The organism is Paraburkholderia sp. DHOC27 (assembly GCF_003429005.1).
Classification (GTDB): domain Bacteria; phylum Pseudomonadota; class Gammaproteobacteria; order Burkholderiales; family Burkholderiaceae; genus Paraburkholderia.
Genome location: NZ_QVQV01000012.1, coordinates 121,091 through 145,886, shown reverse-complemented (window position 1 = coordinate 145,886; position 24,796 = coordinate 121,091). Strand labels below are relative to the sequence as shown.

Annotated in this window: 25 protein-coding genes; 9 read left to right on the top strand and 16 right to left on the bottom strand. The window is 62.8% G+C overall.

Annotated features, from left to right (window positions below):
- Positions 1 to 11 precede the first annotated feature (11 nt).
- Together D0B32_RS30030 and D0B32_RS30025 are read right to left on the bottom strand one after the other, a co-directional pair.
- Complete coding sequence (locus D0B32_RS30030; RefSeq protein ID WP_117337973.1) at positions 12 to 1,160, bottom strand: hypothetical protein; 1,149 nt, start codon at positions 1,158 to 1,160, stop codon at positions 12 to 14.
- 78 nt (positions 1,161 to 1,238) lie between these two features.
- A complete protein-coding gene (locus D0B32_RS30025; protein ID WP_117337972.1) occupies positions 1,239 to 2,750 on the bottom strand; it encodes a carbohydrate porin in 1,512 nt (503 codons plus the stop codon).
- A 452-nt stretch (positions 2,751 to 3,202) separates the two neighbouring features.
- Between D0B32_RS30025 and D0B32_RS30020 the strand changes: the two genes are divergently transcribed.
- From D0B32_RS30020 to hutC, 7 genes are all read left to right on the top strand, one after another.
- Positions 3,203 to 3,883: a hypothetical protein gene (locus tag D0B32_RS30020; protein ID WP_117337971.1), complete on the top strand. Its 681-nt coding sequence runs from the start codon at positions 3,203 to 3,205 to the stop codon at positions 3,881 to 3,883.
- A 464-nt stretch (positions 3,884 to 4,347) separates the two neighbouring features.
- Positions 4,348 to 5,172 (top strand): transporter substrate-binding domain-containing protein, encoded by an 825-nt coding sequence (locus D0B32_RS30015; RefSeq protein WP_404935621.1) that lies wholly within the window; start codon positions 4,348 to 4,350, stop codon positions 5,170 to 5,172.
- A gap of 91 nt (positions 5,173 to 5,263) precedes the next feature.
- Positions 5,264 to 5,986: an ABC transporter permease gene (locus D0B32_RS30010; protein ID WP_117337969.1), complete on the top strand. Its 723-nt coding sequence runs from the start codon at positions 5,264 to 5,266 to the stop codon at positions 5,984 to 5,986.
- Positions 5,987 to 6,002: 16 nt separating this feature from the next.
- Positions 6,003 to 6,755, top strand: a complete 753-nt coding sequence (locus D0B32_RS30005) for an ABC transporter permease (RefSeq protein ID WP_117337968.1) — start codon at positions 6,003 to 6,005, stop codon at positions 6,753 to 6,755.
- Between the two features lie 51 nt (positions 6,756 to 6,806).
- Entirely contained in the window at positions 6,807 to 7,598 is a 792-nt protein-coding gene (locus D0B32_RS30000) for an ABC transporter ATP-binding protein (protein ID WP_117337967.1), read from the top strand.
- Positions 7,599 to 7,606: 8 nt separating this feature from the next.
- The gene (hutH, locus tag D0B32_RS29995; RefSeq protein ID WP_117337966.1) at positions 7,607 to 9,232 is read left to right on the top strand and encodes a histidine ammonia-lyase; all 1,626 of its coding nucleotides are present in this window, start codon (positions 7,607 to 7,609) and stop codon (positions 9,230 to 9,232) included.
- A gap of 124 nt (positions 9,233 to 9,356) precedes the next feature.
- Positions 9,357 to 10,115, top strand: coding sequence for a histidine utilization repressor (gene hutC, locus D0B32_RS29990; protein ID WP_117337965.1), 759 nt, complete (start codon positions 9,357 to 9,359; stop codon positions 10,113 to 10,115).
- A 28-nt stretch (positions 10,116 to 10,143) separates the two neighbouring features.
- Here the strand turns inward: hutC and D0B32_RS29985 are convergent, their stop codons facing one another.
- From D0B32_RS29985 to D0B32_RS29960, 8 genes are all read right to left on the bottom strand, one after another.
- Positions 10,144 to 10,956 carry a hypothetical protein gene (locus D0B32_RS29985; RefSeq protein WP_117337964.1) on the bottom strand — a complete coding sequence of 271 codons (813 nt, stop codon included), beginning with the start codon at positions 10,954 to 10,956 and terminating at the stop codon, positions 10,144 to 10,146.
- 352 nt (positions 10,957 to 11,308) lie between these two features.
- Complete coding sequence (locus D0B32_RS29980) at positions 11,309 to 12,100, bottom strand: hypothetical protein (RefSeq protein WP_117337963.1); 792 nt, start codon at positions 12,098 to 12,100, stop codon at positions 11,309 to 11,311.
- 1,006 nt (positions 12,101 to 13,106) lie between these two features.
- Positions 13,107 to 13,280 carry a hypothetical protein gene (locus D0B32_RS32745; RefSeq protein ID WP_181969952.1) on the bottom strand — a complete coding sequence of 58 codons (174 nt, stop codon included), beginning with the start codon at positions 13,278 to 13,280 and terminating at the stop codon, positions 13,107 to 13,109.
- Between the two features lie 8 nt (positions 13,281 to 13,288).
- Positions 13,289 to 13,456, bottom strand: coding sequence for a hypothetical protein (locus D0B32_RS32740; protein ID WP_181969951.1), 168 nt, complete (start codon positions 13,454 to 13,456; stop codon positions 13,289 to 13,291).
- On the bottom strand, positions 13,431 to 14,435 hold the full coding sequence (gene cydB, locus D0B32_RS29975) for a cytochrome d ubiquinol oxidase subunit II (RefSeq protein ID WP_117337962.1): 1,005 nt from the start codon (positions 14,433 to 14,435) through the stop codon (positions 13,431 to 13,433). The genes D0B32_RS32740 and cydB overlap by 26 nt, the downstream gene beginning before the upstream one ends.
- 81 nt (positions 14,436 to 14,516) lie before the next feature.
- A complete protein-coding gene (locus D0B32_RS29970) occupies positions 14,517 to 15,926 on the bottom strand; it encodes a cytochrome ubiquinol oxidase subunit I (RefSeq protein ID WP_117337961.1) in 1,410 nt (469 codons plus the stop codon).
- Between the two features lie 320 nt (positions 15,927 to 16,246).
- On the bottom strand, positions 16,247 to 16,534 hold the full coding sequence (locus D0B32_RS29965) for a helix-turn-helix domain-containing protein (RefSeq protein WP_117337960.1): 288 nt from the start codon (positions 16,532 to 16,534) through the stop codon (positions 16,247 to 16,249).
- Complete coding sequence (locus D0B32_RS29960; RefSeq protein WP_117337959.1) at positions 16,521 to 16,853, bottom strand: type II toxin-antitoxin system RelE/ParE family toxin; 333 nt, start codon at positions 16,851 to 16,853, stop codon at positions 16,521 to 16,523. Before D0B32_RS29960 ends, D0B32_RS29965 begins: the two co-directional genes overlap by 14 nt.
- A gap of 426 nt (positions 16,854 to 17,279) precedes the next feature.
- Here D0B32_RS29960 and D0B32_RS29955 point away from each other — a divergent pair, with 426 nt between their 5' ends.
- Positions 17,280 to 17,549, top strand: coding sequence for a BrnT family toxin (locus D0B32_RS29955; protein ID WP_117337958.1), 270 nt, complete (start codon positions 17,280 to 17,282; stop codon positions 17,547 to 17,549).
- Positions 17,533 to 17,814: a BrnA antitoxin family protein gene (locus D0B32_RS29950; protein WP_117337957.1), complete on the top strand. Its 282-nt coding sequence runs from the start codon at positions 17,533 to 17,535 to the stop codon at positions 17,812 to 17,814. The genes D0B32_RS29955 and D0B32_RS29950 overlap by 17 nt, the downstream gene beginning before the upstream one ends.
- Here the strand turns inward: D0B32_RS29950 and D0B32_RS29945 are convergent.
- From D0B32_RS29945 to D0B32_RS29920, 6 genes are all read right to left on the bottom strand, one after another.
- Complete coding sequence (locus D0B32_RS29945) at positions 17,811 to 18,803, bottom strand: urea transporter (RefSeq protein ID WP_117338005.1); 993 nt, start codon at positions 18,801 to 18,803, stop codon at positions 17,811 to 17,813. The genes D0B32_RS29950 and D0B32_RS29945 overlap by 4 nt on opposite strands.
- Positions 18,804 to 19,034: 231 nt before the next feature.
- Positions 19,035 to 19,979, bottom strand: a complete 945-nt coding sequence (locus D0B32_RS29940; protein WP_117337956.1) for an alpha/beta fold hydrolase — start codon at positions 19,977 to 19,979, stop codon at positions 19,035 to 19,037.
- Positions 19,976 to 20,863 (bottom strand): metal-dependent hydrolase, encoded by an 888-nt coding sequence (locus D0B32_RS29935; protein WP_117337955.1) that lies wholly within the window; start codon positions 20,861 to 20,863, stop codon positions 19,976 to 19,978. Before D0B32_RS29935 ends, D0B32_RS29940 begins: the two co-directional genes overlap by 4 nt.
- Before the next feature lie 118 nt (positions 20,864 to 20,981).
- The gene (locus D0B32_RS29930) at positions 20,982 to 21,887 is read right to left on the bottom strand and encodes an SDR family oxidoreductase (protein ID WP_117337954.1); all 906 of its coding nucleotides are present in this window, start codon (positions 21,885 to 21,887) and stop codon (positions 20,982 to 20,984) included.
- Positions 21,888 to 21,996: 109 nt separating this feature from the next.
- Positions 21,997 to 23,583, bottom strand: coding sequence for an NAD(P)/FAD-dependent oxidoreductase (locus tag D0B32_RS29925; RefSeq protein WP_117337953.1), 1,587 nt, complete (start codon positions 23,581 to 23,583; stop codon positions 21,997 to 21,999).
- Between the two features lie 266 nt (positions 23,584 to 23,849).
- Entirely contained in the window at positions 23,850 to 24,749 is a 900-nt protein-coding gene (locus tag D0B32_RS29920) for a mechanosensitive ion channel family protein (protein ID WP_117337952.1), read from the bottom strand.
- Between the last annotated feature and the right edge of the window lie 47 nt (positions 24,750 to 24,796).

Sequence of the window (24,796 nt, the reverse complement as noted above, 5' to 3'; positions counted from 1 at the left end):
CTCCAGCTTGCTTACTTCGCCAGCACCAGCGTGTTGACGTCATCCTGCACATAGTAGAACCCATCGCCGGCCGGGGTCATCACGATGCCGAACAGGTCGCCGTTGCCCGGGGGCGACTGCGCCTTGTCGGTGTCGATCCAGCGTGCGTACAGTTGCTTGCCGCTTTCCGGATCGATTTCGACCACCTGGCCATTCAGCGCGTTGGTCACCAGCAGGTGGCCGTTCGGCGCCGTCACCATCGCGAGCGGACGGTGCAGCAGTCCGTCGGCGGTGATCTGGCGGCCGACGCCCGCGCTGGTGTCGCGCGTCATCGGATCTTCGATGGCGTTGACGCGGTTGCCGATGGCGTCCGAAATATAAAGCAGTTTCTGGTCGCCGGACAACGCGAGTCCGGTCGGACCGACGAGGAACACGCCCTTGTCGGCCTGCGCGCCGTAGCCGCTTGCCACCACGGTTTCCTTCTTCACGACCGGCGGCTTGCCTTCCGGAATGTCGAGGTCGAGACGCAGCACGGTAGCCTGCTTGAAGACCGGCGGTTCGCCCGCGGCCGAGCCGACCCCGAAGCCGGCGTTACTCAGGAACAGCGTGGCGCTGGTGCCGTTGTCGACCACCGCCATGTTGCCCCACGGATCGTTGATGTTCGGGCTGACGATGGTCGAGGTCACCTTGCCTTGCGGGTCCAGCACGATCAGGCAGCCGGCGCCCTTGGTGCCGGTAGTGCCGTCGTTGCTGGGCGTGCTGCCGACGATCACCCAGCCCGACTTCAGCATGGTCATCGCGGTAGAGAGGCCCACGCCGCCCGGACATTCCTTCAGATCGCGCGGAATCGTTGCAAACAGCGTCATCTGTTTGGTGTCAGGGTGATAGTCGACGATCGTGCTACCCGTGCCCTGCAGATTGGTCGAGTTATTGAAGTTGTCGACCAGCACATCGTCTTTCTTCACCGAGCCAGCGGACACCGGCGCGACCACGATCGCATACGGATTCTGGTCGCCGTTGTCCGGCACCGTGTTGATCAGCGTGGTGTGGTGATGGACGGTCTCGAGGAAACCTTGCGGATCGGCATGCGCCGTACCGGCTGCAACCAGCGTGACGGCGCCAGCCGCCGTCAGCAAGGCGCGCGTTGCGCGTGATGCGAAAGTGCGTTGCGGGGTGTTCATGCCTGTGCCTCCGTTGCTGCGCACATAGCGTTAAATACTGTCGTAGTTGAAAACATGGTGTCCAGATGAAATGAGCGGTCAGAACGTAATGTTGGTGCGCATGCCGATAACGAACGTGTTACGCAGCGGCTGGGTCGGGTCCACGGGGTTCTGGCCGGCGCCGGCGTTGAACGTGTATTGCGCGTCGGCCTGCAGTTGCCACCACGGCGTGACCTGATACTGATAGGTCGCTTCCAGCGTGGTTTCACTGGTTCGGACTCCGTACGGTCCGCCAATGGACGCTGCGGTTGCCTCGTCGAGATCGTGCAGATAACTGCCCACCTTGATGTAGGTCAGCGCAAGCCCGACGCTGTCGTTGTCACGTCCCTGGAACGGCGCCTTCATCACGACGCCGAGGTTGGCGGCGAGGCTCACTTCGTTTTGCGCGTTCGGCGCACCCATCACGCGGGCGAACACGTTGATGGCGCGCGGTTCGTCCGGATCGGGACGCCATACCATCTGGTCGGCCACGGCGTAGATGCTGTAGTTGCCGTGATGCAGCGTCGGGTTGTTGACGTTGGCCAGCCCCAGGCTGCCAAAGCCGCCATCCGGGAAGGTGTTGGTGTTGTACCAGAAGCCGACCTTGTAGACGCCCGGCAGACCGCTGCTCGCCACGCCGACCATTTCACCGTCGGCCGGCTGGTTGATCGAATACTGCAACTCGCCGATATACGTCGTGCCGTTGTGCAGGTTGAAGTTCGTGCCGCTGATGTTGTCCGGGTTGTTGCCGAGCGGGTCGCCGTCGAACACACCGGCCAATGCCGTCAACGACGGCGTGACCTGGCCACGCACCCGCACGCCGAGTGCGGAGAGCGGGTAAGCCGGACCGCCCGACGGCATGTCGTACGAGGGCAGGGCCGGCCAGCCGAACATCGTATTGACGAACAGCGCCGCGCTCTGGCTGCCGATGAACTCCTGGTCGAGACTCTGCTGACCGACCTTGACGTCCATCTTGTTGTTCAGGAACGACTGCTGGTACCACAGCTCCCACAGGCGCGTGGTGTCCTCGGCTTCGATGCCGCTCGCCGTGTTCAGCGTGCCGAGGTTGTCCGCGCTCAGATTCTGGCCGTGGATGTTCAGCGCGCTCACGTTGAACAGACCGCCCGGCAGATGGAAGGCCTTGTTGGTGTCGACCTGCACGGTGGCCGTGGTCAGGCCGTCGTACGTGCCGCCGGTGTTCAGGCCGCCGCGCGTGTTGTAGAGATATTCGCTGGTTTCAGTCAGACCGAACGTAATGCCGTATTTGCCGAGCCACGGCCGGATGCCGCCGATGTCGCCAAGCAGCGTGCCGCGCGTCCAGACGCCGGTCCACTGGTCGGCCGGCTTGGCCTGAATGCTCAGGTCGGCTTCAGGGGCGTCGTTGGGGTTGGCATCGGGATTGGCTTCGGCCATCGCGGTGGCGGCCGTCATCGAGGCCCAGGCGAAGGCGGTGCACAGTGCCACGCGGCGCACCGTGGGCAGACGCAGCTTGCGTGCGGCGCGACCGCGCGGTGTAGCATATTCCGTGGGAAGCGCGCCAGGCGCGGATCCTCTGAGCTGGGCGAACTTCATCGAAATCCTTGTTTGTGTTGTATCGACTGATCGGGCCACTCGCGTGAGCGTTCATGGCCAGCATGCCTGCGGATACCGCAGCGGTTCGCGACGCCTCATGCAGTAATGCCAAGATCGTACGCATGCTGAATAGGTGCGTCAATACAAATGAGAACGATTCGCAACAATATTACTGCCCTGTAATTCGCTTTTTTACGGAATTGCGCTTGATACAGAAAAAACGTAAATAAAAATTAAACTAAACGTAATGAATAAGCAGGGTTCGCGAATCGTCAAACTTCAGACTAAAGTGAATGACGGGGCGCGTTTAGTCGGTGCATCAGGGGTGCGGAAATTTGCGGCGTCCACCGGGCGGGCCGCGTAGACATTCGGCGTCTTTTACCCGAACGCCATCCGGGATGCACTGTCTACATGCACGATTGCCCGCAAGGTCATTGTCAGGAGAGACGCTCATGAATCACCGCAAGCTCATTCTTTCAGTGCTCGCCAGCGCAGGTCTGCTGGCGAGCGGCGTGTCGTACGCGCAACTCAGTCTGCCGAAGCTCGGCATTGGCGGCGGCGACTCGTCGGCCAATGGCGCCACGGCCGCGTCCGGCGGGGCGTCGTCGCTGCTGCAGAACTACGTCGGCGCGAATCAGCAGGTGCTGAGCGGGCAGTCGAGCCTCGCCTCGGCGATGGGCCTCGGCAGCGCGGCCGGGCAGGCGCAACAGGCGCAAGGTCTGCTGAGTGGCGGCACGCCTTCGGTCAGCCAGCTCACCCAGGTGGGCAGTGCGCAGCAGTCGGTCTCCCAATCGCTCACGCAGGCGTTTGCGGCGCGTAGCGGCAGCGGCGGCTCGTCCACGCCGGTCGACAAGGCGGCCTTCTCCGACGGACTTTCCTCGCTCGGCAAGGGCGTGAGCCAGTACTCGAGCCTGAAGTCGAGCCTGGGCGGCGCGGGGCAGATGAATCCGAGTTCGCTCTTACAGTCCGGCATGAATCCGCAGAACGCCCAGGCCGCGTCCTATATCGCGCAATCCGCGCCGGGCCAGTTGCAGTCGTTGATGTCCACGCTGAGCCAGGCGGTGCAGTTTGCGTCGAGTCACGGCATCAGCGTGCCGTCGGTGGCGAGTTCGGCGCTCAAAGGCGGTATGTAACGGATTTTCCGCGGGCGGTCGGGCAGGCTCGTGGTCGATCACCGCGGTTGCCCACTCAACGAGTTTCCGCCGCCCGTAACCGGGCACCCGGTGCGTCTGCTGCCATGTCAGCGGCCCGTCTCCCGTGCCTCGATTTCACCTCTCGCACGGTCCGCCAGTTCCGGCTGTCTCGCCTCATCTGAGCGCGCACCTGTCTAGACAAAATGCACCGCCTTGGCACGCAATGCGCTTCATCTGTGTGCGTCAGCGGCGCGGGTTACTCCTTTGAAAGCCTTGATAGATAGGGCTTACCCCGAGTTTTCCCGATATTTTGAGAATTTGCTTGCGACGATTTTTTTGCTCATGCAGACTTGTCTAGTCAATTCAGACGAGTGAGCAAAATCGCTCGGCGTGCAGGATGGCATTTCCTCAATCAAAGGAGTTTCCACGTGAAGGTAAAGCGCACTACGTTGGCGAAGGCATTGATGGGCGCTGTCCTCGGCGCCGCGACCATTTTCGCAGCACCGGTACAGGCAAAAGACTGGAAAACCGTGACGATCGCCTTGGAAGGCGGTTACGCACCGTGGAATCTGACACTGCCCGGCGGCAAGCTGGGTGGCTTCGAGCCGGAACTGGTGGCGAACCTGTGTGCGCGCATCCAGTTGCAATGCAACCTGGTCGCGCAAGACTGGGACGGCATGATTCCCGGTTTGCAGGCAGGCAAGTTCGACGTGCTGATGGATGCCATCTCCATCACGCCTGAGCGCGAAAAGATCATCGCTTTCTCGCGTCCTTACGCCGCCACGCCGGCCACCTTCGCGGTGACGGACACCAAGGTGCTGCCGAAGGCCGGTCCCACCAGCGCGGTCCTCAAGCTGACGGGCGATCCGAAGACGGACCAGCCGACCGTGGATTCGCTGCGTAAGGAACTGAAGGGCAAGACCATCGGCATTCAGTCGGGCACGGTCTACACGAAGTTCATCAACGACGGCTTCAAGGACGTCGCCACCATCCGCGTGTACAAGACCTCGCCGGAGCGTGATCTGGATCTGGCCAACGGCCGCATCGACGCCTCGTTCGACGACGTGACCTACTACGCGGCCAACACCGACAAGAAGGAAACGGCCTCCATCGTGATGGCCGGACCGAAGATTGGCGGCCCGATCTGGGGTCCGGGTGAAGGCCTCGCATTCCGCAAGCAGGACGCCGATCTGAAAGCGAAGTTCGACACCGCGATCAGCGCCGCGCTGGCCGACGGCACGGTGAAGAAGCTCTCCGAAAAGTGGTTCAAGACCGACGTCACGCCTTGAGCATCCAGGCCATTCGGCTTGAGATGGGCGCGCGCGGCGAACGCCGCGCAGCGCCGGCTGTGTGATGCAACGTTTGGATGAGGGGTAGGAAATGGCTCTGATCGGGATGTTCGGCTTCGGGCCGGACGGCTGGGGCGGCGTGCTGCTGCTGGCCGCCTTGATGACCGTCGCGCTGACGCTCGCGGCGCTCGCCGTGGGTGCGGTGTTCGGCGGGCTGGTGGCGGCGGCGAAACTGTCGCGCTGGCGTACGCTGCGTGTGATCGGCGATTTCTATACGACCGTGTTTCGCGGCGTGCCCGAACTCCTCGTCATTTACCTGTTCTATTTCGGCGGCTCGACGCTCGTCACCACGGTGGGCCAGTGGTTCGGCGCCGATGGCTTCGTGGGCGTGCCGCCCTTCGTGATCGGCGCGCTTGCCGTGGGCATGATCTCAGGCGCCTATCAGGCCGAGGTCTACCGTGCGGCAGTGCTCGCCGTGTCGCGCGGTGAACTGGAAGCCGCGCGTTCAATCGGCATGTCCACGCTCACCACGGCGCGCCGCATCCTGATCCCGCAAGTGCTGCGTTTCGCGCTGCCGGGCATCGGCAACGTGTGGCAACTGAGCCTGAAAGACTCGGCGCTGATCTCGGTCACGGGGCTCGCGGAATTGTTGCGCGTGAGCCAGGTGGCCGCCGGGTCGACGCACCAGTATTTCACCTTCTTCGTGGTGGGCGGCGCGTTGTATCTGCTGATGACGAGCATCTCCAACCGCATTTTCAACCACGCCGAAGCGCGCGTGGGCCGCTCCTTCCGCCGCAATTTCGCGCGCAACTGACGAGCGAGGTTCCACCATGCATATCGACTACGATTTTCTGTTCGACACGCTGCGCCAGTTGCTGGCCGCCGTGCCGACCACACTCGGCCTGTTCTTCTGTTCGCTGGTACTGGGTGGGCTGCTATCGCTCGTGATCGTCACGATGCGCGTGTCGCCGCACTGGTTGCCGAACCGCTTCGCGCGCGCCTACATCCTCGTGTTTCGCGGCTCGCCGCTCTTGATCCAGATGTTCCTCGTGTACTACGGGCTGGGCCAGTTCGGCGTGATCCGCGAGAGCTTTCTGTGGCCCGTGCTGCGCGAGCCCTATATGTGCGCAGTGTTGTCGCTCGCGCTCTGTACCGCGGGCTACACCGCGGAAATCATTCGCGGCGGTCTGATGGCCGTGCCGGTCGGTCAGATCGAGGCCGGCTATTCAATCGGCCTGTCGGGTTTCGCACTGCTGCGCCGCGTGATCGGGCCGATCGCGTTGCGCCAGTGCCTGCCGGCGTATTCGACCGAAGCGGTGTTGCTCGTCAAATCCACGGCACTCGCGAGCCTCGTCACCGTGTGGGAAGTGACGGGCGTCGCGCAGCAGATCATCCAGCAGACCTATCGGACTACTGAAGTGTTTATCTGCGCGGCACTCATCTACCTGTTCCTGAATTTCGTCATCGTGCGTCTGCTCGGTCTGCTCGAAGTGCGTCTGTCGCGCCATCTGCGCGCCGCGCCGGTCGCGCCGAAAGAACGCGCGGTTTCCGCCACCACCGAAGCCCGTCGTGCCGCGCCCTGAGCGGCTGCTATCCCGGACCTCTCAGGCCTTCTGCACATTCTGGAGAATCACATGAACGCTACGGCACCCGTTGCATTGTCGGTCAGGAACATTCACAAGTCGTTCGGCGACCATCACGTGCTGAAGGGCATTTCGCTCGACGCTCATCAGGGCGACGTGATCTCGATTCTCGGCGCAAGCGGCTCGGGCAAGAGCACGTTTCTGCGTTGCCTGAACCTGCTGGAGACGCCGGATGACGGGACGGTCGCGCTCGCAGGCGAGGAACTCAAGATGAAGCGCCGTGGCGACGGCAAGCTGCAACCGAGCGACCGCCGTCAGGTGGACCGCGTGCGCTCGCAACTCGGCATGGTGTTCCAGAACTTCAACCTGTGGTCGCACATGACGGTGCTCGAGAACCTGATCGAAGGTCCGATGCGCGTGCAAAAGCGCAGCCGCGCCGAAGCAGTGGAGGAGGCCGAAGGCTTGCTCGCCAAGGTGGGACTCGCGGAAAAGCGCGGCCACTATCCGGCGCATCTCTCTGGCGGCCAGCAGCAACGTGTGGCGATTGCGCGCGCGCTCGCCATGCATCCGAAAGTCATGCTGTTCGACGAGCCCACCTCGGCGCTCGATCCGGAACTGGTCGGCGAAGTGCTGCGGGTGATGCGCTCGCTTGCCGAAGAGGGCCGCACCATGCTGGTGGTCACGCACGAGATGGGCTTCGCGCGTCACGTGTCGAACCGCGTGATGTTCCTGCATCAAGGCGAGGTGGAAGCGGACGGCACGCCCGACGAAGTATTCGGCGAGCTCAAGTCAGAGCGCTTCAAGCAGTTTGTTTCCAGCCACCACCATCGCACGACGAATTGAGCAAGATCATGGCCGTTATCCGTTCCGATCGTCCTCTCGACTGGCGTCAGATTGCGGCGGTTGCCGCCGGCGAACCGCTCAAACTCTCCCCGGAAGCGAGCGCGCGGATTGCCGCGGCGCACGTGCTCGTGGAACAGATCGTCGAGCGCGGCATTCGCGCTTATGGCGTGAACACGGGAGTGGGCGCGCTGTGCGATGTGATCGTTTCGCCGAGCGAACAGCGCGCGCTGTCGCGCAACATTCTGATGAGCCACGCGGTGGGCGTCGGCGCGCCGCTCGGCGTGGCGGAAACACGGGCCATCATCGCCGCGGCGGTCAACAACTTCGCGCATGGGCACTCGGGCATCCGGCTCGCGGTGGCCGAACGGCTGGTAGCTTTGCTCGACGCCGACTGCCTGCCTGAAGTGCCGGCCTTCGGTTCGGTCGGCTATCTGAGCCATATGGCGCATATCGCGCTGGTGTGCATCGGCGAAGGGCACGCACGTCACCACGGCGAGCGCATCAGCGGCCGCGCGGCGTTGCAGCGGCTCGGCCTCGAACCGCTGGTGCTCGAAGCCAAGGAAGGCCTCAGTCTGATCAACGGTACGCCGTGCGTCACCGGCCTTGCCGCCCTGGCGCTGGCGCGCGCCGAACGCCTGCTCGACTGGACCGATGCCGTCGCGGCCATGAGCTTCGAGAACCTGCACGGCCAGCTCGCCGCGTTCGATCCCGAGTCGCTTGCCTTGCGCGTCTCGGACGGACTGAACCTGGTGGGCGCAAGAATGCGTGGCGCGCTCGCGGACAGCGGGATTCTCGCCGCCGTGGTCGGCCAGCGCACCCAGGATCCGCTCAGCATGCGGACCATTCCGCACGTGCACGGCGCCGCGCGTGATGTGCTGAGCGCGACCGCGCAAGTGGTCAATCGCGAACTGGCTTCGATTACCGATAACCCGATCGTCGCCGGCACGCCCGAAGAGCCGCGCGTGTATTCGCAGGCGCATGCGGTGGGCGCCTCGATTGCTCTGGCGATGGATAGCCTCGCCACCGCCATCGCCCAGGTGGCGGCGATGGCCGAGCGGCGCCTCGACCGGCTGGTGAATCCGCTCGTTAGCGGCTTGCCAGCGTTTCTCGCCGAACCCGGCGGCACCTGCTCCGGCTTCATGATCGCGCAGTACACGGCCGCTTCGCTGGTGGCGCAGAACCGGCGTCTGGCGATGCCGGCGAGTCTCGACGGCGGCATCACCTCCGGCTTGCAGGAGGACCATCTGTGCCACGCGACGCCGGCCGCGCTCAAGGCGCTGGAGATCGTGGACAACGCTGGCCGGATCGTCGCCATTGAACTGCTCGCCGCGGCTCAGGCTTACGATCTGCAAACCGGCGACATGCCGCGTGCCCCTTATACCGATTCGCTATGGCGCAGCGTGCGCCGCGTGGTGCCGACCTATCGTGACGACCGGCCGCTGGCGGAAGATATGGCCATCGCGTTTCGCATGATTGCGGATTCGGCACCGCCGTTGCTGCCCAATCCAGGTAAGATGCGGCCTGTGACAGCCGGGCCAGCGGGGGAGGCGGCCTATGCACCGCTCGATCCCACCTTGCATCTGACAGCCGGTGCGCACGATGCCGCTGCGAACGAGCAGCAATCGGCTGCGTGATGCGGCACCCGGCGCTCAATCAGCCGCGCTCGCGTGACGCGCGAGGTGGCTCACGAACTGGCGCTCCGGCCCATCCGCCGGCGTGCCGGAAATATTGCGTACCACCCACGAGGTCGACGTGAATATGAATATGAACGCGCCACTGGCAAACGCCCCTGCATCGGCCGCGGGCAGTGCCAGCGAGACGCCCGCGAAGGCGATGCCCGCCTACGAGCAGATCAAGCGCTATGTGCTCAGGCGAATCGCGGAAGGGGACTGGAAACCGGGCGGCTTGATTCCGTCGGAGACCGAACTGGTGAAGGAGTTCAGCGTCGCGCGGATGACGGTGTCGCGTGCCTTGCGCGAACTGACCGCCGAGCGCGTGCTGACCCGCGTACAGGGCTCCGGCACCTACGTGGCGCCGCAACGCTACGAATCCACGGTACTCGAGATTCGCAACATTGCCGACGAAATCGCCGCGCGCGGTCATCGGCACTCGGCCCATGTGCTGACGCTCGAACCAAGCGACGATCCGCAGGCGCTCGATGCGCTCGGACTCGCGGCCGGGCCGGCGTTTCATTCACGCATCGTGCATAGCGAAGAGGGCGAGCCGATCCAGTACGAAGATCGCTACGTCAATCCGAAGGTGTTTCCCGAGTATCTGCAGCAGGACTTTTGCGTCGAGACGCCGAATCACTACATGGTGCGTCTTGCGCCCATCCAGCGCGCGGAGTTTCGCATCTACGCACAGAAACCCGATGCCCATGTGCGCCGCTATCTCTCGATGGAAATCGGCGAGCCTTGCCTGCTGCTGTGGCGCCGCACGTGGGTGGGCGAAACAGTGGCGACGTCGGTGCAGCTCTGGCATCCGGCGTCGCGCTTTCACCTCGCGGGGAATGTCTGAGGTCTGGGCGGCGTGCCCCGGGCCGAACTTAAAGCGCAGCCGTAGGGCCGACTCCGGGGCCCACCTCGTCACGCAACTGCTTTGCGTAGCGCCGGTAGAGCCACGACGCCGCTGCTGATACCAGCACGATGATCAACGTGTTGACGACAGCAAGTCCGATCGCAAATGCCGGTGAGGCTTGTCCTTCGGCTGTCAGCATGACGGGCCGTGCGAGCGTCACGGCGAAGAACCAGATGAGCCAGACCGCTATGACTGGCAGCGCCACCACGACACCGACCCACCACATACTCCAGAAGTGACCGCGGCTGTCGTTCCACGCCGCGCGCAACTTCAGGCCCGCGCCGAGCGCCAACGCCGGATACAGCAGACCGAGCCGTACCGCCACGAAGATGTAGACAAGCGACAACGGCACAAGGACGAGGAAGACGTGCGTCGAATTGACCTGGTGGAGCAGGAGGACCAGGGCCACCGCGAGCAATCCCGCCAGCAACGCGAGACACAGCGACACGAGCAGGTAGCGGCCAAGTGGTTTGCCACCCAACGGTACGAGGGGCTGACTTCCCTCGCCGAGTAGAACGAACCGGTGGATCTTGATGATCAGGCTGCTCGACACGACGAAGTTGAGAATCGACAGGGCCATTCTGATGAGTGAATGGCTGATCAGGGTGGACGCGCTGAGGTGAGCGGCCTCGGCAGGCGTATGCTGAAATGAATCAGACAGCATGGTGACGCACGCGAATACCACGCATGCTCCAAGCACGATGGCAGGCATCTGGACGATGGCCTGCCATGTGCTGCCCCAGCTTTTCTTGACGCAGTCTCCGAAGCTCAACGGTTCCATAGCGATAATTAGTTTGTTTTATTGGATGGTAGGCCCATGTGGCTGGGTCCATTTCGCGCCGTGATTCTCCGGTAGCGGAGGGCCGGTTAGAGACGGCCAGTCGCGGATGGCACGGCTCCCCGATTATCCTGCCCCGTGGGCGCATGTCAAATCGCTACGCTTTTCCGTGCATCGCGCGCTCACTGTGGAGCATGTCGCGGCGTGACGCCCTTGCCATTCCATTGCAGAAATTTGATTGGCATTGCTTGAGATGGGTCACCTTGCGTTTGCATCCATCCATCGGCGCTCGCTCATTATTCGCCTGGCTCGAGACTGCGCGTGGCGGCTGCATGAAACGCGCACGACGTTGCGGCTAGGCGGCCTCGTCCGTGATTTCGCCTTCGCTGGATTCGGCGGCGAGCAGATTCAGCGCGATCAGAATGGCCTCGCGATTATCCGGCTGGATCTCGATGCCGAGTACGTCGATCAGCCAGCGGCCGATCTTGGTATTGGAAAAGTCGTCGGCATTGGCCGTCTTTTTCATGGTGACGCCAAGTTTCACCGCCCGATAGTGATAGGACGGCACCCGATGCTGCGCCGCCACCGCTGAGAGGCCGCCCTTGCATTCCGAGCACCAGCCGAGGCTGCCGGCCAGCACGATGCGCTCCGGTTCGTCGAGTTGCTCGATGAAGGTGCGCGCCGCCACACGCACGCGGGCTTCGTCGAGACCATATTGAATCAGTACGCTTTCGACTGGGTCCTCGAGCGCGTGGGCGCGGATGTCGATTTCCTGCTCCACGCCTTCGGTTTCCATCGAGACATTGCGTTGATGTCCGGCGCTGCGCAGGCAGTCGATCAGGTAGCGTCGGAAATAGGCGCACAGCGCGTAGCCATTGGAGGGCGCGCTCTCGGCGCAGGCGTGCGTGTCAGTGTGTCCGGGCGCGAGTCTCAGCACCTTGGAGAAGATGAACTGGGCCACGAGTTCTTCCTTGTCGTCGCCGAGTGCCTGGAGTTCGAGCGGATGGTAGGTTCGCAGCGCCCGTTTGACGAGGTCGACCATCGACACCATTTCGTCATCCGATAACTGCGTGCGGCGGCGCCACAGGTCAGGCAGGATGGCATCGTCAAGATTGCGGACGAACTCGCGGCTCGGAACAGCGCCCATGAAAACCTCCAAAGAAGGATGGGACAGGGAGCGCGGAGAGCCTTGAAGCTAGGCGATGAAGAGGTCCGAAGGACCGTATGCCGCGCTGGAAAGTGAACCCAGTATGGTTTTCGCGGGGGGCTTCGCCTATATGCAATAAGTGGTAGATGGCGTATGCCGGGGGGTAATAAGCCGCCGGGCGGTGGGGGCGCGGCGGGGGCGGGCGCTGGTGGTATATCGGAGCCGGGCTGTGCCGAGGCGGGCGGCATGGCCGGTCTGGCGCGGCGCGCGGCGAGGGGCACACGGTGCATGGCACGGTGCACGGCGTATGGCTACGGCTACGGCGCAACATGCCGGCCACGCGCGCTTAAGCCTCCGCGATAGTGCTGCCGGCTGACAACCAGCCGTGTAACCACGATGATCCAGGCCGATACGGCGCAACGCTGCGGCAACCCTGTGGCAACGGCAGACGAGGCCGTCGCGGCGGGATTCGCCGAAGTTGCAGTGGGAGGGTGTTTTGAGCGATGGGACGCGCCATGTTATGGCGGTGTCTTGATACCAGCTCGGCAGCGCATGAGCGCGCTTTTGGGCGCTACGGACGCTTGCCCGCGTCGAGCCAGCCGTTGATCACGGCGGTTGCGGGCGGTTTGTCACAACGGCGGAGCCGGATGGCGCCTCCCTGACGCCACCCGTTCCGACAGGCCGCCACGAACAGGCGCGGCCTCGTGTTTCAACGCGTGCCTCTTTGACCTCGAGGCTGACGCGTTACAGCTGATGCTCTCTACCACCCGCTGCCGCGATCAAATGCGGATCGACGGCAACGGTGTTTCTCAGGCGGCCGGAACTCCGCTTCGCGTGTCCGGCTCATGGTGCAGATCCCCCAAACAGCATGGCAATTTCTCAAGGGCGTGAAACTGGTCTCTCGTGCCGCCGGTCCCGCGTCGTGGTTTGGTCTTGCGCACGCCCTTGTTGTTCCTTTCAACTGCGTTCTTGAATCCTGCTCTTGAACCTCGCGTTTGAGTCTCTTTTATGTACCCCGATTTTTGGCTTCCTTCTGGCTTTGTTCGTCATCCCCGTTATTGCTCCAGCCTGCTACATAAACGTGCGGCACCGCGCATTTTTTAAAGCACGCCGGCAGGGATTCGGTGATGTCATGCAGGGCCACGGCGCGGTTCATTCCACGGCTTGTTCCACGGCTCATTCCACCGCTCATTTCACGGCAAACAGCGTCAGATTCATCAACACCTTGAACGCAAAGCCGAGCGACACCGCGCCGCCCACCCCCGCGCACCACAGCGCGATAAACCAGACCCAGCCAGGCAGCCTGATACGCGCGAACGCGGCGCGGCGGTTAGTGATAGTGATGTTGGTCGTCATGGCGCACCTTGCCGCGAAATACCCAGTAACCCATCGTCGTATAGCTGAGAATGACAGGCAGAATCACCGCGGCGCCCGCCAGCGTGAACATCTGGCTCGAGCGCGGCGCGGCCGCTTCCCACAACGTCATGCTCGACGGAATCGCATAAGGCCAGAGGCTGACCAGCAAGCCGAGGTAGCCGAGCAGCACTAGCGCAAGCGCGAGCACGAAGGGCGTCTTGTGATGGCGTTCACGGACCGCGCGATACATCAAACCCGCGCAGATCGCGACGAGAAAAGGCACCGGCAGCAGACGATAGAACAGGCCGGCGCCAAACCAGCGCTGCGCCAGGTTGGGCGCTTGCAGCGGCGTCCACACGCTGACCAGCGCGATGAAGCCGAGCAGGATGATCGTCAACGGCCACACCACGCGATGCAGACGTCGTTGCAGATCGCCTTCCGTTTTGGCGATCAGCCAGCAGCAGCCGAGTAGCGCATAGGTCACGACGAGCCCGAGTCCGGTGAGCAGGCTGAACGGCGTGAGCCAGTCGAACGCGGTGCCGGCGTACGTGCCGTTTGCGACGGGGATGCCCTGCAAGAATGCGCCCAGTACGATGCCCTGGAAGAACGCGGCGCCGGTCGAGCCGCCGATGAACGCCAGGTCCCACAGATGCCGGGTGCGGTTGGCCTTGGCGCGCAGTTCAAACGACACGCCGCGGAAGATCAGACAAGCGAGCATGAAGATCAGCGGCAGATACAACGCCGACAACACGGTAGAGTACACCACCGGGAACACCGCGAAGAGGCCGGCGCCGCCGAGCACGAGCCAGGTCTCGTTGCCGTCCCAGACGGGTGCAACGGTGTTCATCATCAGATTGCGCTCGCGTTCATCGGGGAAGAACGGAAACACGATGCCAATGCCGAGGTCGAAGCCATCGAGCACGACGTACATGAAGAGGCCGAGCGCGATGATCGCGGCCCACACTACGGTGACATCCATTTTGCTGCCTTGTTCGGTTGGAGGAAGGCTGGCGGGTCGGTGACGAACGCCGTCAACAACCTGCGTGATTGGCTCGAGGACTCAGGCGTCGATCAACTGTTTGGCGCGCGGCAAAGTAGGCGCTGCCTTGCCGCCGGGCGCGAAATCCGGCACGCCATGCGGTGTGTGGCCGGGCAACGCCGGACCGGCGCGCATGAGCTTCAGCATGTAGTAGATGCCGGTGCCGAACACGACGAAGTAGACGATCACGAAGGCCATCAGCGAGATGCCGACCTGTTGCGTGGTGAGCGGCGAGACGGCTTGAGACGTACGCATCACACCGTACACCACCCACGGCTGACGCCCCGCTTCGGTGGTGACCCAACCGGCCAGCAGCGTGATGAAGCCCGTCGGTCCCATTGCGACGACGAGTTTCTGGAACCACCGCGCGTCATACAGCGTGCCGCGCCGGCGCAGCACCCATGCGGCCGCCGACATCACGATCATCAGCACGCCAAGCCCTGCCATGATGCGAAAACTCCAGAACACGACGGTGGAATTCGGGCGGTCTTGCGGCGCGAATTCCTTGAGACCGCGAATTTCGCCATCCCAGCTATGCGTGAGGATCAGGCTGCCCAGATGGGGGATAGAGACGGCGTAACGCGTGGTCTCCGCCTGCATGTCGGGGATGCCGAACAGGTTGAGCGCGGTGCCGCCTTTCTCGGTGTTCCAGAGACCTTCGATGGCGGCGATTTTTGCGGGCTGATACTTGCGCGTGTTCAGACCATGCTGGTCACCGACGAACGCCTGAATGGGCGTGAGGATGAGCAGCAGCCACAGCGCCATGGAAAACATCTTCTTCACGGCCGGATCGCGCCGCCCCTTCAACAGATGCCATGCGCTCACCGCCGCCACCACCAGACCCGCCACGATGAAAGCAGCCAGTGCCATATGGGCGAGGCGGTACGGGAACGACGGATTGAAGACGATCTTGAACCAGTCGAGCGGCACGACATGGCCATTGACCACGTCGAACCCTTGCGGCGTCTGCATCCAGCTATTGGATGCAAGAATCCAGAAGGTGGAGATCAGCGTGCCGATGGCGACCATCAGCGTGGCGCCGAAGTGCGCACGCGGACTGACGCGTTGCCAACCGAACAGCATGATGCCGAGAAAGCCTGCTTCGAGGAAAAACGCGGTCATGACCTCGTACATCAGCAGCGGCCCCGTGATCGGACCGGCGAAACTCGAAAAGCCTGACCAGTTGGTGCCGAACTCGTAACTCATGACGACACCGGAGACGACGCCCATACCGAACGCCACTGCGAAGATCTTCGACCAGAACAGACACAGATCTTTGTAGTACGCCTTACCGGTTTTGAGCCAGCGCCACTCGAGCACGGCGATAAAACTCGCAAGGCCGATGCTGAGCGCAGGAAAGACGATGTGAAACGAGACCGTGAACGCGAACTGGATGCGCGCCAGGTCGAATGCTGAGAAGGTGGGGTCCATAGCAGTGATGCCCGAAACAGCCTACGCACGGCGACCACTGTCGACGCGCACTGCGATTTGCAGATGGCGCAAGCGTAGGGGAATGCGCGGGAGTTTGCTGCGGCGCGTCCTGCGTCGAAAAGCCGCGTGGCGGAACCCGTAACGCGTATTTCAAGATGCTAAATGATTGATGAGTATCAAGATTTTATTTGTGCGCTTGAGGGTGTGATGAGCGGATGGCTTCGATAAGTGCGGCAATACACCGCGCTGCAGCACCGCGCAATTGATCGCGACTTGCGGCCTGTTGTCGCAGGTGACGAACGTAGCGCATACAGCCGCTCTTATGCGATGGAGATGACCAGCCGCTTGCCGCATGCGGCGGCGTATTTTCGCAGGGTATCGACGGATGGAGAGTGCTCTCCCGAGGCGAGCGCGCGTTCCAGCCGGGTGATGGCCGGCGCCTTGGTGCCCATGCGTTCGGCCACCTGCGCCTGACTCAGCCCCGCCGCGTGACGCGCAGCGAGCATCTGATCGAGCAGGGCGAATTCCTCGCGATTGAGGCGCTCGAATTCCGCGCGAACTTCCGGGTCCGACAGCGCCTGGCGGCGCAGTTCTTTATACGTTGACACGTTTAACCTCCAACAGTCTTTTTCGTGCCACCTCAAGCTCTTGGGGTGGCGTCTGTTGCGACTTCTTTACGAAAGAATGAAGCATGACGACCTTGCGATCGACGATCGAGCAATAGAAGACTCTGGCAATATCTTCTGCACCCTTTAGACGCATCTCGAACAGGCCTGCGCCCATGCACTGGGTGTGAGGTTCGCCGAGATCCGGACCATATTGCTCCATTCGATCCGCCAGCGCGATGAAGCGTGCCAGCAGCGTTTTGGGTAACGACGCAATGTCTGTTCTGACACGTTCGTTGTAGAAATCAATCGCGAATGTCATTGGGTTATATGATAACAAATATGTTATGTTTTGCAAGCGGTTCGTTGAGGTTGATCGAGTGAAGTGAGCGGAAGTTGACTCAGGTCATGCGGCCCATGACGCCGCTGATCTCGCGCCGTTTGGTTCGAAAAGAGTAAAGATCAGGATAACGTATCAATTAACACAAGAACATTGGCCAGACGGCCAGATCGATGTCCCTTGTGTTCCCCCGGCATTGGCCATTTGGCCGACTTCTTCCCGAAGCTTGAGCGCGATATCGTTCCCGGTTTGTCGGGTAAAAGATCAGGCTACCTAATCAATATCGTGAAAATCCGACGTCTACGGACCTTCGGGCAACAAGCCGGAAACCCCATGCTAGCGATGCGATTAAACGTACCTACAAATATGTCTTGACCCGTCCATTAACCGTAACTACAATTAATCCAATTGGACATTACCTACTATCTGGCCAAGAACGAACAGAACATCGCCAACCACGGCGTATCAATTGAACTTGCGGCAGAACTCGATTGGTCGGAAGTGGTGGCCTACGTTGACACGCGGCGCGACTATCGCGAGCTGCGCGAGGTTGGCTTTGGCGTCGTCAATGGCCGTCTTTACTGCGTCGTGTTCACGCAGCGCGGCAACACCATGCGCGTCATCAGCATGCGCAAGGCAAACAAGCGGGAGATACGCAACTATGTCGAGCAAACGTAAACTGATTCTGCCAACCGACGAAGAAGAGGCGGCAATCAACCGGGGCATCGCGGCAGACCCGGACACTTACGAGGTACCCGCGGAAGATTTCGCGAAGATGAAGCGGCTGGGCGTGCGCGGCCGCCCCAAGCTCCAGAATCCGAAAATTTCTCTAACCGTGCGCTATGACGCTGACGTGGTGGATGCCTTCAAGGCGACAGGCGATGGATGGCAGACCCGGATGAACGACGCCTTGCGCGAGTGGCTTAGTCAGCGCCGCGCTTAAACGGGGCGGCTATTACGGGTGTGACTGGCGCCGGGTGCGGCAGTGTGTACGGCGCCGCGTGTGATAGCAGGTTCGATAGCGGGTTCGATAGCTTGATCGACGTCGCGCCTGACATCGCTGTCAAGTCGTCGGCTGACACTGCCACGGCGCATCAGCCATTGCACGCCCCAGCAGGCGACCACGAACGGCGCGGTCATCGCGGGTAGGCCAGCCAGTCCGGCCAATTGCTGTAGCGCAACCGAGAGCAAAACGCCGCCAAGCACGACTACCCAGCCGCTTTCCGCGAGTGCGAGGGCGGTCAGCGCGCCGTTGAATCCGACGAGGCCCGCGTCGAACGTGGCGATGCTCGAGCCGAGCAACATATGCACGCCGCCCGCGATCGCAGAACCCGCCAGCGCCGCCAGTGCGTGTCGCCGTGACGACAACGCAATGCCGACCAGCATCAGCAGGCCCGGCAGCGCGCCGTAGGCGAAACCGCTTTGCGCCAGACCCGACAGCGTGCCTTCGGGCAGCGCAACGAGCATGGACGCAGGCGCGCCGGGGAGGGCTGCCGCACTGCTTTTCATGAGCGGCAGCCAAAGCCATGTGACGATCAGACACGGGCTCGAATACGTGCCCAACCCGTGGCTGCGCAGCCAGCGTGACCACGGTTGCAGCAACCAGGCGGTGCCGGTCGCGGCGAGAATGGCCAGCGCCGCGGCGGTGGCGTGGTCCGGCACGAAGGTGTAGGCGGCAAGCCCAGCCAGTGCGCCATTGAAGCCATGCAGGCCGTCGCGCGTGTCGTCCTCGGGGCAGCCGGCGACGATTGCGGCGATGTTCGCCGCAATCGCGCCGATCAGCGCGCCGCACGCCAGGCGCGGGTCGCACAGCAGCCACGCGGCCAGCAGGCACGCGCCGGTGGCGGCGTTAGGTTGCAGGACGATCTGGCCAAAGCTGCGCAGAAGCGTAAGTAGCCCGGCGGATTCCGGGCTATTGGATGCGGCGTTCATATGGGTAAGCGTGCACACATGGTCCGGACGCGGCGCGCGTTTGCTCGTCGATCGTGCCAGACCATCGGGAAAACCGCGAGCATAGGGCACCAGCGTCAGTCCTGGTATCAGCGCAGGTTGATAGCGGCTATTTGTCACGTTGGCCGTGATCATGCGCTTCGCGGCCGCCATAACCGTCGGTGATGCCTATGTGCGGGCAAGAAGGCACGCCTTCGCGATTGATCGTGTGCTTTACGCCTTTGCGGTGTATTCGCTAGCGGTGTGGCGTGCCCGTTGTTCGCAAGCGGCGGCATGTCGCGTGGCGAAGGCGTCGATACGGGCGGCAATGCCCGGGGCGTCGCGCAGCACCACCCAATGGCCGGCATCGACGGTATCGCGCGTGTAATCGCCGAGCCATCGTTCGAGCCCGAGCGAAAGCGCCGGTCCAACGTAGCGGTCGCGCAGCGGCACGATGAATTGCACCGGCGCATGCGCGTGCCGTGCTCGCGGCCGGCGCAACCGTTCGATGAAATTGGCCCGATACAGATTCAGGCCATTGATGGCATTGCGCAATTGAGCCGGATCGCGCAGCGGCTGCACGCGCTCGGTCAGACGTAGCCAGAGCGGCCAGGCGCGCGCGCCGCCGCAACGCCACACGAGTTCCGGCAACCACGGCAGATGAAAAAAGAAGATGTACCAGGATTTCAGCGTTTGCCGCAGCGCATCGACTAACCGGCGTGCTACGGGCGGCGATGCGGCATACCCGCTGCTGCCGCTGCGCAGCCCCATCGAAGCGTGATCGAGGCTCGGCCCGGAGATCGAGGTGAACGACGCAATACGTCCTTCGAACGAAGGGCGCGTCACGGCTTCCCAGCACTGGATCGAACCCCAGTCATGGCCCACCAGATGAAACGGTTGCGCGCCGCAGATGGAGTCGGCCACGGCGGCGAGATCGTCGGCCAGGCGCTCGAGCCGGTATCCGGCACGCCCAGCAGGCGCTTCAGACAAGCCGGCGCCGCGCACGTCGTAACAGATCACGCGGTAGCGGGAGTCGAGTTGCGCCCGCACGGCGTCCCACACCGTGGCCGAATCCGGATAACCATGCACCAGCACGACAGGCGGCGCATCGCGCGGACCGCTTACGTAGACCGCGAGCTGCACATCACCCGCATCGACCATCAGCGCGTCACGCTTCACGCTGCAGCTCGCACGCCGCGGCGGCTCGTCTGGCTCGTCTTCAACGCAGCGGGATCGGCGGCGTTAGCCAGGTGCACGGCGGCGACGAGCGAGTCAATACGCGCCAGTTGGGCCCGGTTGTCGTGATCCCACGGGTGAAAACCGGGTTTGAAAAACCGCAGCCATTCCATCGCAATGCCGGGAAATACCCCGTGCCTCGGACCGTATAGATACTTGATCACGCGCCACATGCCGCGCACGTGACCGCCGCGTTTGCGGTCCGCAATCAGCAGGCGCACGTGAAAGTCGAACACGATCATCCAGAACACTAGCGTCACGGCGAGCATGGTGCCGGTGCGCAGCAGATAGCGCAGCGGCCCTGGCTTGAGCGCCGCGTTCCAGACATCGAACGAAACCGCCTTGTGTTCCGTTTCTTCGAGCGCATGCCACGTCCACATCTGCAGATAGCCCGGCACCGAACCGGCAATACGCGTGTCGTCCTCCAGCAGCAGGCCGGCCAGCATGGCCGTGTAGTGCTCCAGCGCCACGGTCATGGCGAGCTGAAACGACTTCGGCATCTTGCGATGCTGGTTGAGAAACCACGTGAGACGCCGGTCCAGTTTGTGTGCGGGCAATCCCGCTGACTGCAGCAGATCGTTGTACTCGATATGCTCGCGCGTGTGCATGGCTTCCTGGCCGATAAAGCCAAGCACCTGCTTTTTCAGCACTGGATCGTCGATGCTGTCGCGGTAGTTGCGCACGCTGTCCATGAAGAAGCGCTCGCCCGCGGGAAACAGCAGCGAAAGCGCGTTGAAGAAGTGCGTCACGTGCGAGCCCTGTTGATGCCAGTCGCAGGCGCGCTCGGCGGGAAGGGCGAAACGAAGGTCGCGGCGAACAGGCATCATGGCCTTTCTCCTTGAGTTGCTGATTCGATCCGTTGCGTTGCATTGCGTTGCGCGGATCCGGTTGATCATCATGACTGTCGCAGCGTGGGCGTGGCCGCCAAGGTCACACATGACGGCTTCAAACCCGGCGCCCGGCAGCCTCGGCCACGCGTACGCGTTTTTGCGCGACACGCCGTAGACGGCGCGTCTGCATCACCACCAGCGTCTGATACGCGGCCGGCAGCACACGGGCGAGCCAATCCGCTGCGCGCGCATCGCGTCCTATCAGCACACGCCGTTTGTTTTTGCGCACGCCGTCGAGAATGACGGCGGCTGCGTCGTCGGCGCTCGTGATGAAGAACTTTTCGAAGTCGTCCTTGCCTTGCTGCTCGCTCTCGATCATGAAGCCGACCATGTTCGACGCGATGCGGCTCGACTGCGCGATGCTCGTGCGGATGCCGCCGGGATGCACGCAGGTCGCCGATACGCCGCACTTCATCAGGTCCAGTTCCTGGCGCAGTGCTTCGGTGAAGCCGCGTACCGCGAACTTGGTGGCGTTGTAGCCGCTCATGCCTGGCTGTGCGAACAGACCGAATACGCTCGACGTATTGACGATATGTCCCGCGCCGGCCGCCTTCAGATACGGCAAAAAAGCCTTGGTGCCGTGCACGACGCCCCAGAAGTTGATGCCGACAATCCACTCCAGATCTGCGTATTCCATGCCGTCGATGGTGCTCGACAGCGCGACTCCCGCGTTGTTGAAGACGAGGTTGACGCGCCCGTGCTGCGCGACGGTTTCGGCGGCCCAGTCGAACATGGCGACGCGGTCTGCCACATCCAAAACGCGGGTCGTCACACGCAGCGGCGCGCCGACCCGTTGCGGTGCGGCGGCCTGCGCCAGCTTCGCGGTTTCAGCGAGGCCGGCGGCGTTACGGTCGGCCAGCGATAAATCGCAGCCTTCGCGCGCGAGCTGGATCGCCAGTGATCGTCCCATGCCGGAGCCCGCACCGGTGATGGCAGCCACCCGGTCCGTGAAATTCTTCATCATGTTTCTCCTGTCCTCTCTGAGCGGTGCCCTGTCGTTTTTATGTTGATCTGGAATACGAAACGAATCTTTGAAACACGCCACGCTACGTTTATGACGCGGTGATCGCTCAGGTCGCCTCGACAGAAGAAGTCGCGCTGTCCCGGGTTTGCCCAAGCGGGCCGGAAGCGAGCGCGTCGTGCCCGTGCGACACCGCAGCCGGCGCATACGCGAAGTAATCTTCCATGCTGAAGCGGCGCGTCGCCTGACGGAAACGGAACGCAAAGCCGGGCCACAGTGTCGTGTTGTTGCCGGTGTTCGGATCGAGATACCAGCTTTTGCAACCGCCGGTGGACCAGATCGCGCGGCCGAGCTGTTGCTGGATCCGCTCGTTGTACGCGCGTTCCACCTGCGGACGCACTTCGATGGCCGCCGCGCGCTCGCTTCGCATGGCGTGCAGCGCGCGCAGAATGTATTCGACCTGCGATTCGATCATGTACACCATCGAGTTGTGACCGAGACCGGTATTCGGACCCACGATCATGAAAAAGTTCGGATAACCAGGCAATGCCGTACCGAGGTACGCATGTGCACCATCGCGCCAGGTGTCGACGATATCCACGCCACCCTTGCCGAGAATCACACCGCGCGGGAACGGATCGGCCACCTGAAAACCGGTGCCGAAAATCAGGCAGTCGGCGGGATGTCTGACGCCGTCGCTCGTCACCACGGCGTCTTCTTCGATGCGCGCGATACCGGCGCTAATGAGCGAAACGTTCTGGCGCGACACTGCGGGGAAGTAGTCGTTCGAGATCAGGATGCGCTTGCACCCCATCGTGTAATCAGGGGTGAGCTGCGCGCGCAGCGCCGGGTCGGCCACCTGGCGGCGCAGATGACGCTCGGCGATTTTTTGCGCGCTCTTCATCAACGAAGGATGAATCGCAAAGCCGAATGCGCGCGACTCCAGCATGCAATAAAGGCCCGCGCGCATGATCTTCTGCGTGAAGGGCAGATGACGGAACAGCCACTGTTCGAGCGGTTTCACGGCACGGTCGGCTTTGGGCATGATCCACGGCGGGGTGCGCTGGAACAGACTCAGTTGCGCGACACGCGGTGCGATCTGCGGCACGAACTGGATGGCGCTGGCGCCGGTGCCGATCACCGCGACACGCTTACCGTCGAGCGCGTAGCCGTGGTCCCACTGCTGCGAATGGAAGATCTTGCCCTTGAAACTGGCGAGGCCGGCAAGGTCCGGCAGCGCGGCGCGCGACAGACCGCCCATGCCGGAGATCAGCACCCGCGCCGTCCACTGCTGGCCGTTGGCAAAGCGGATTTGCCAGCCGTGGCGCTCTTCGTCGTACACCGCGCTCACGAGTTCATGGCCGAAGCGCAGATGCGGTTGAACGCCATAGCGTTGCGCGCATTCCTCCAGGTACCCGTGGATTTCAGGCTGGCGCGCGAACATGCGGCTCCAGCGCGGATTTGGCGCGAACGAGAACGAGTAGACGTGCGATTGCACGTCGCAGGCGCAGCCGGGGTAATGGTTGTCGCGCCAGGTGCCTCCTACTGAATTGGCTTTTTCGGCGATCAGGAAGTCTTTCAGGCCGGCTTGCCGCAGCCGGATCGCCATGCCGAGGCCCGCGAAGCCGGAACCGATGATCGCAACATCGGTGTCGACGGGCGGCAGCTCGGCGGGAGGCAGCGTGCGTGCGTTCATCCGGGCGGTCTCCTTTTGTTCATTCTTAACTGTTACATTGATGGATGTAACGATAGGAGGTGCAATGAAATCGCGCAAGCGGCGCGTTAGACGGGAGACTCTATGGGAGGGGGTGTGAAGGCGGGAAAAGCGGGAAAAGCGGCCGGCGTGCCCGGCCGCTAACTATGGTGGAAATGTTGGTAAAGCCAGCGGATGACGGCGGCGATCCACGCCGCGCCATATGAGGTCACATGCGTCGCCGCATGGATCGCCGCTGATTGCCGCGCTTACTGCGTGAGCGCGCGAGGTGTAGAAGAAACGCGCACAGTCGGCGTCTCGCGGGCGTCGCCGGCTTGCACGATATGCAGTTCACGCGTACGAACCGGCAGGCTGCATTGCGCATCGTTAAGCGTCTGACGAACCCGGCGCGCCAGATCCCAGCGCATGTTCCAGAACTCATCCAGTTTGGCCCATACGCGCACGTTCAACACCACGGTGCTGTCGTCGAAACGCGTCACCATCACCTGTGGCGCGGGTTCCTGAAGAGCGCGTGGATCAGCGCCGGCCAGTGCGTGCAGTGCCGCCAGCGCACGGTCCACGTCGTCGCGCACCGAGATTTCCACTTCCAGATCGAGGCGGCGGGTCGAATTGCGGTTGTAGTTGCGAATCGAATTGCTCCACAGCGCACTGTTCGGCACGTACTCACAGATGCCGTCCGATTTGGTGAGGCGCGTGGTGAAGAGGCTGATTTCTTCGACGGTACCGGCCACTGTGCCGCTGCCTGATTCGATCCAGTCACCCACCCTGAAGGGACGCAGCAGCAACAGCATGATGCCGGCCGCGATGTTCTGCATTGTGCCCTGCAGCGCCAGGCCGATGGCGAGGCCCGCGGCGCCGAGCACCGCCACGATGCTGGCGGTTTCAATGCCGAGTTGCGACAGGGCGCCAATGATCGCGACCACGCGAATGCCCCACAGCGTGGTGTCGCACAGCACGGGCCGCAGGGTGGCGTCCATGCGCGACTGGCTCGCGAGCAGGCGCTTGAGGGAACGCGAGACGCGGCGCGCGACCCACCATCCCACGACGAGGATGAGTGCGGCGGCGCACAGGTGCATGGCGATGCTGGTAAGCCCAGTCCAAAGTGAGGTCCACTGACTCGGGTGGATCTCGGCGAGAAGATTCTGCATGGCCTTGACGGTCCTTGATGACAGGCGACAGCGCATCGGGCGCCGCG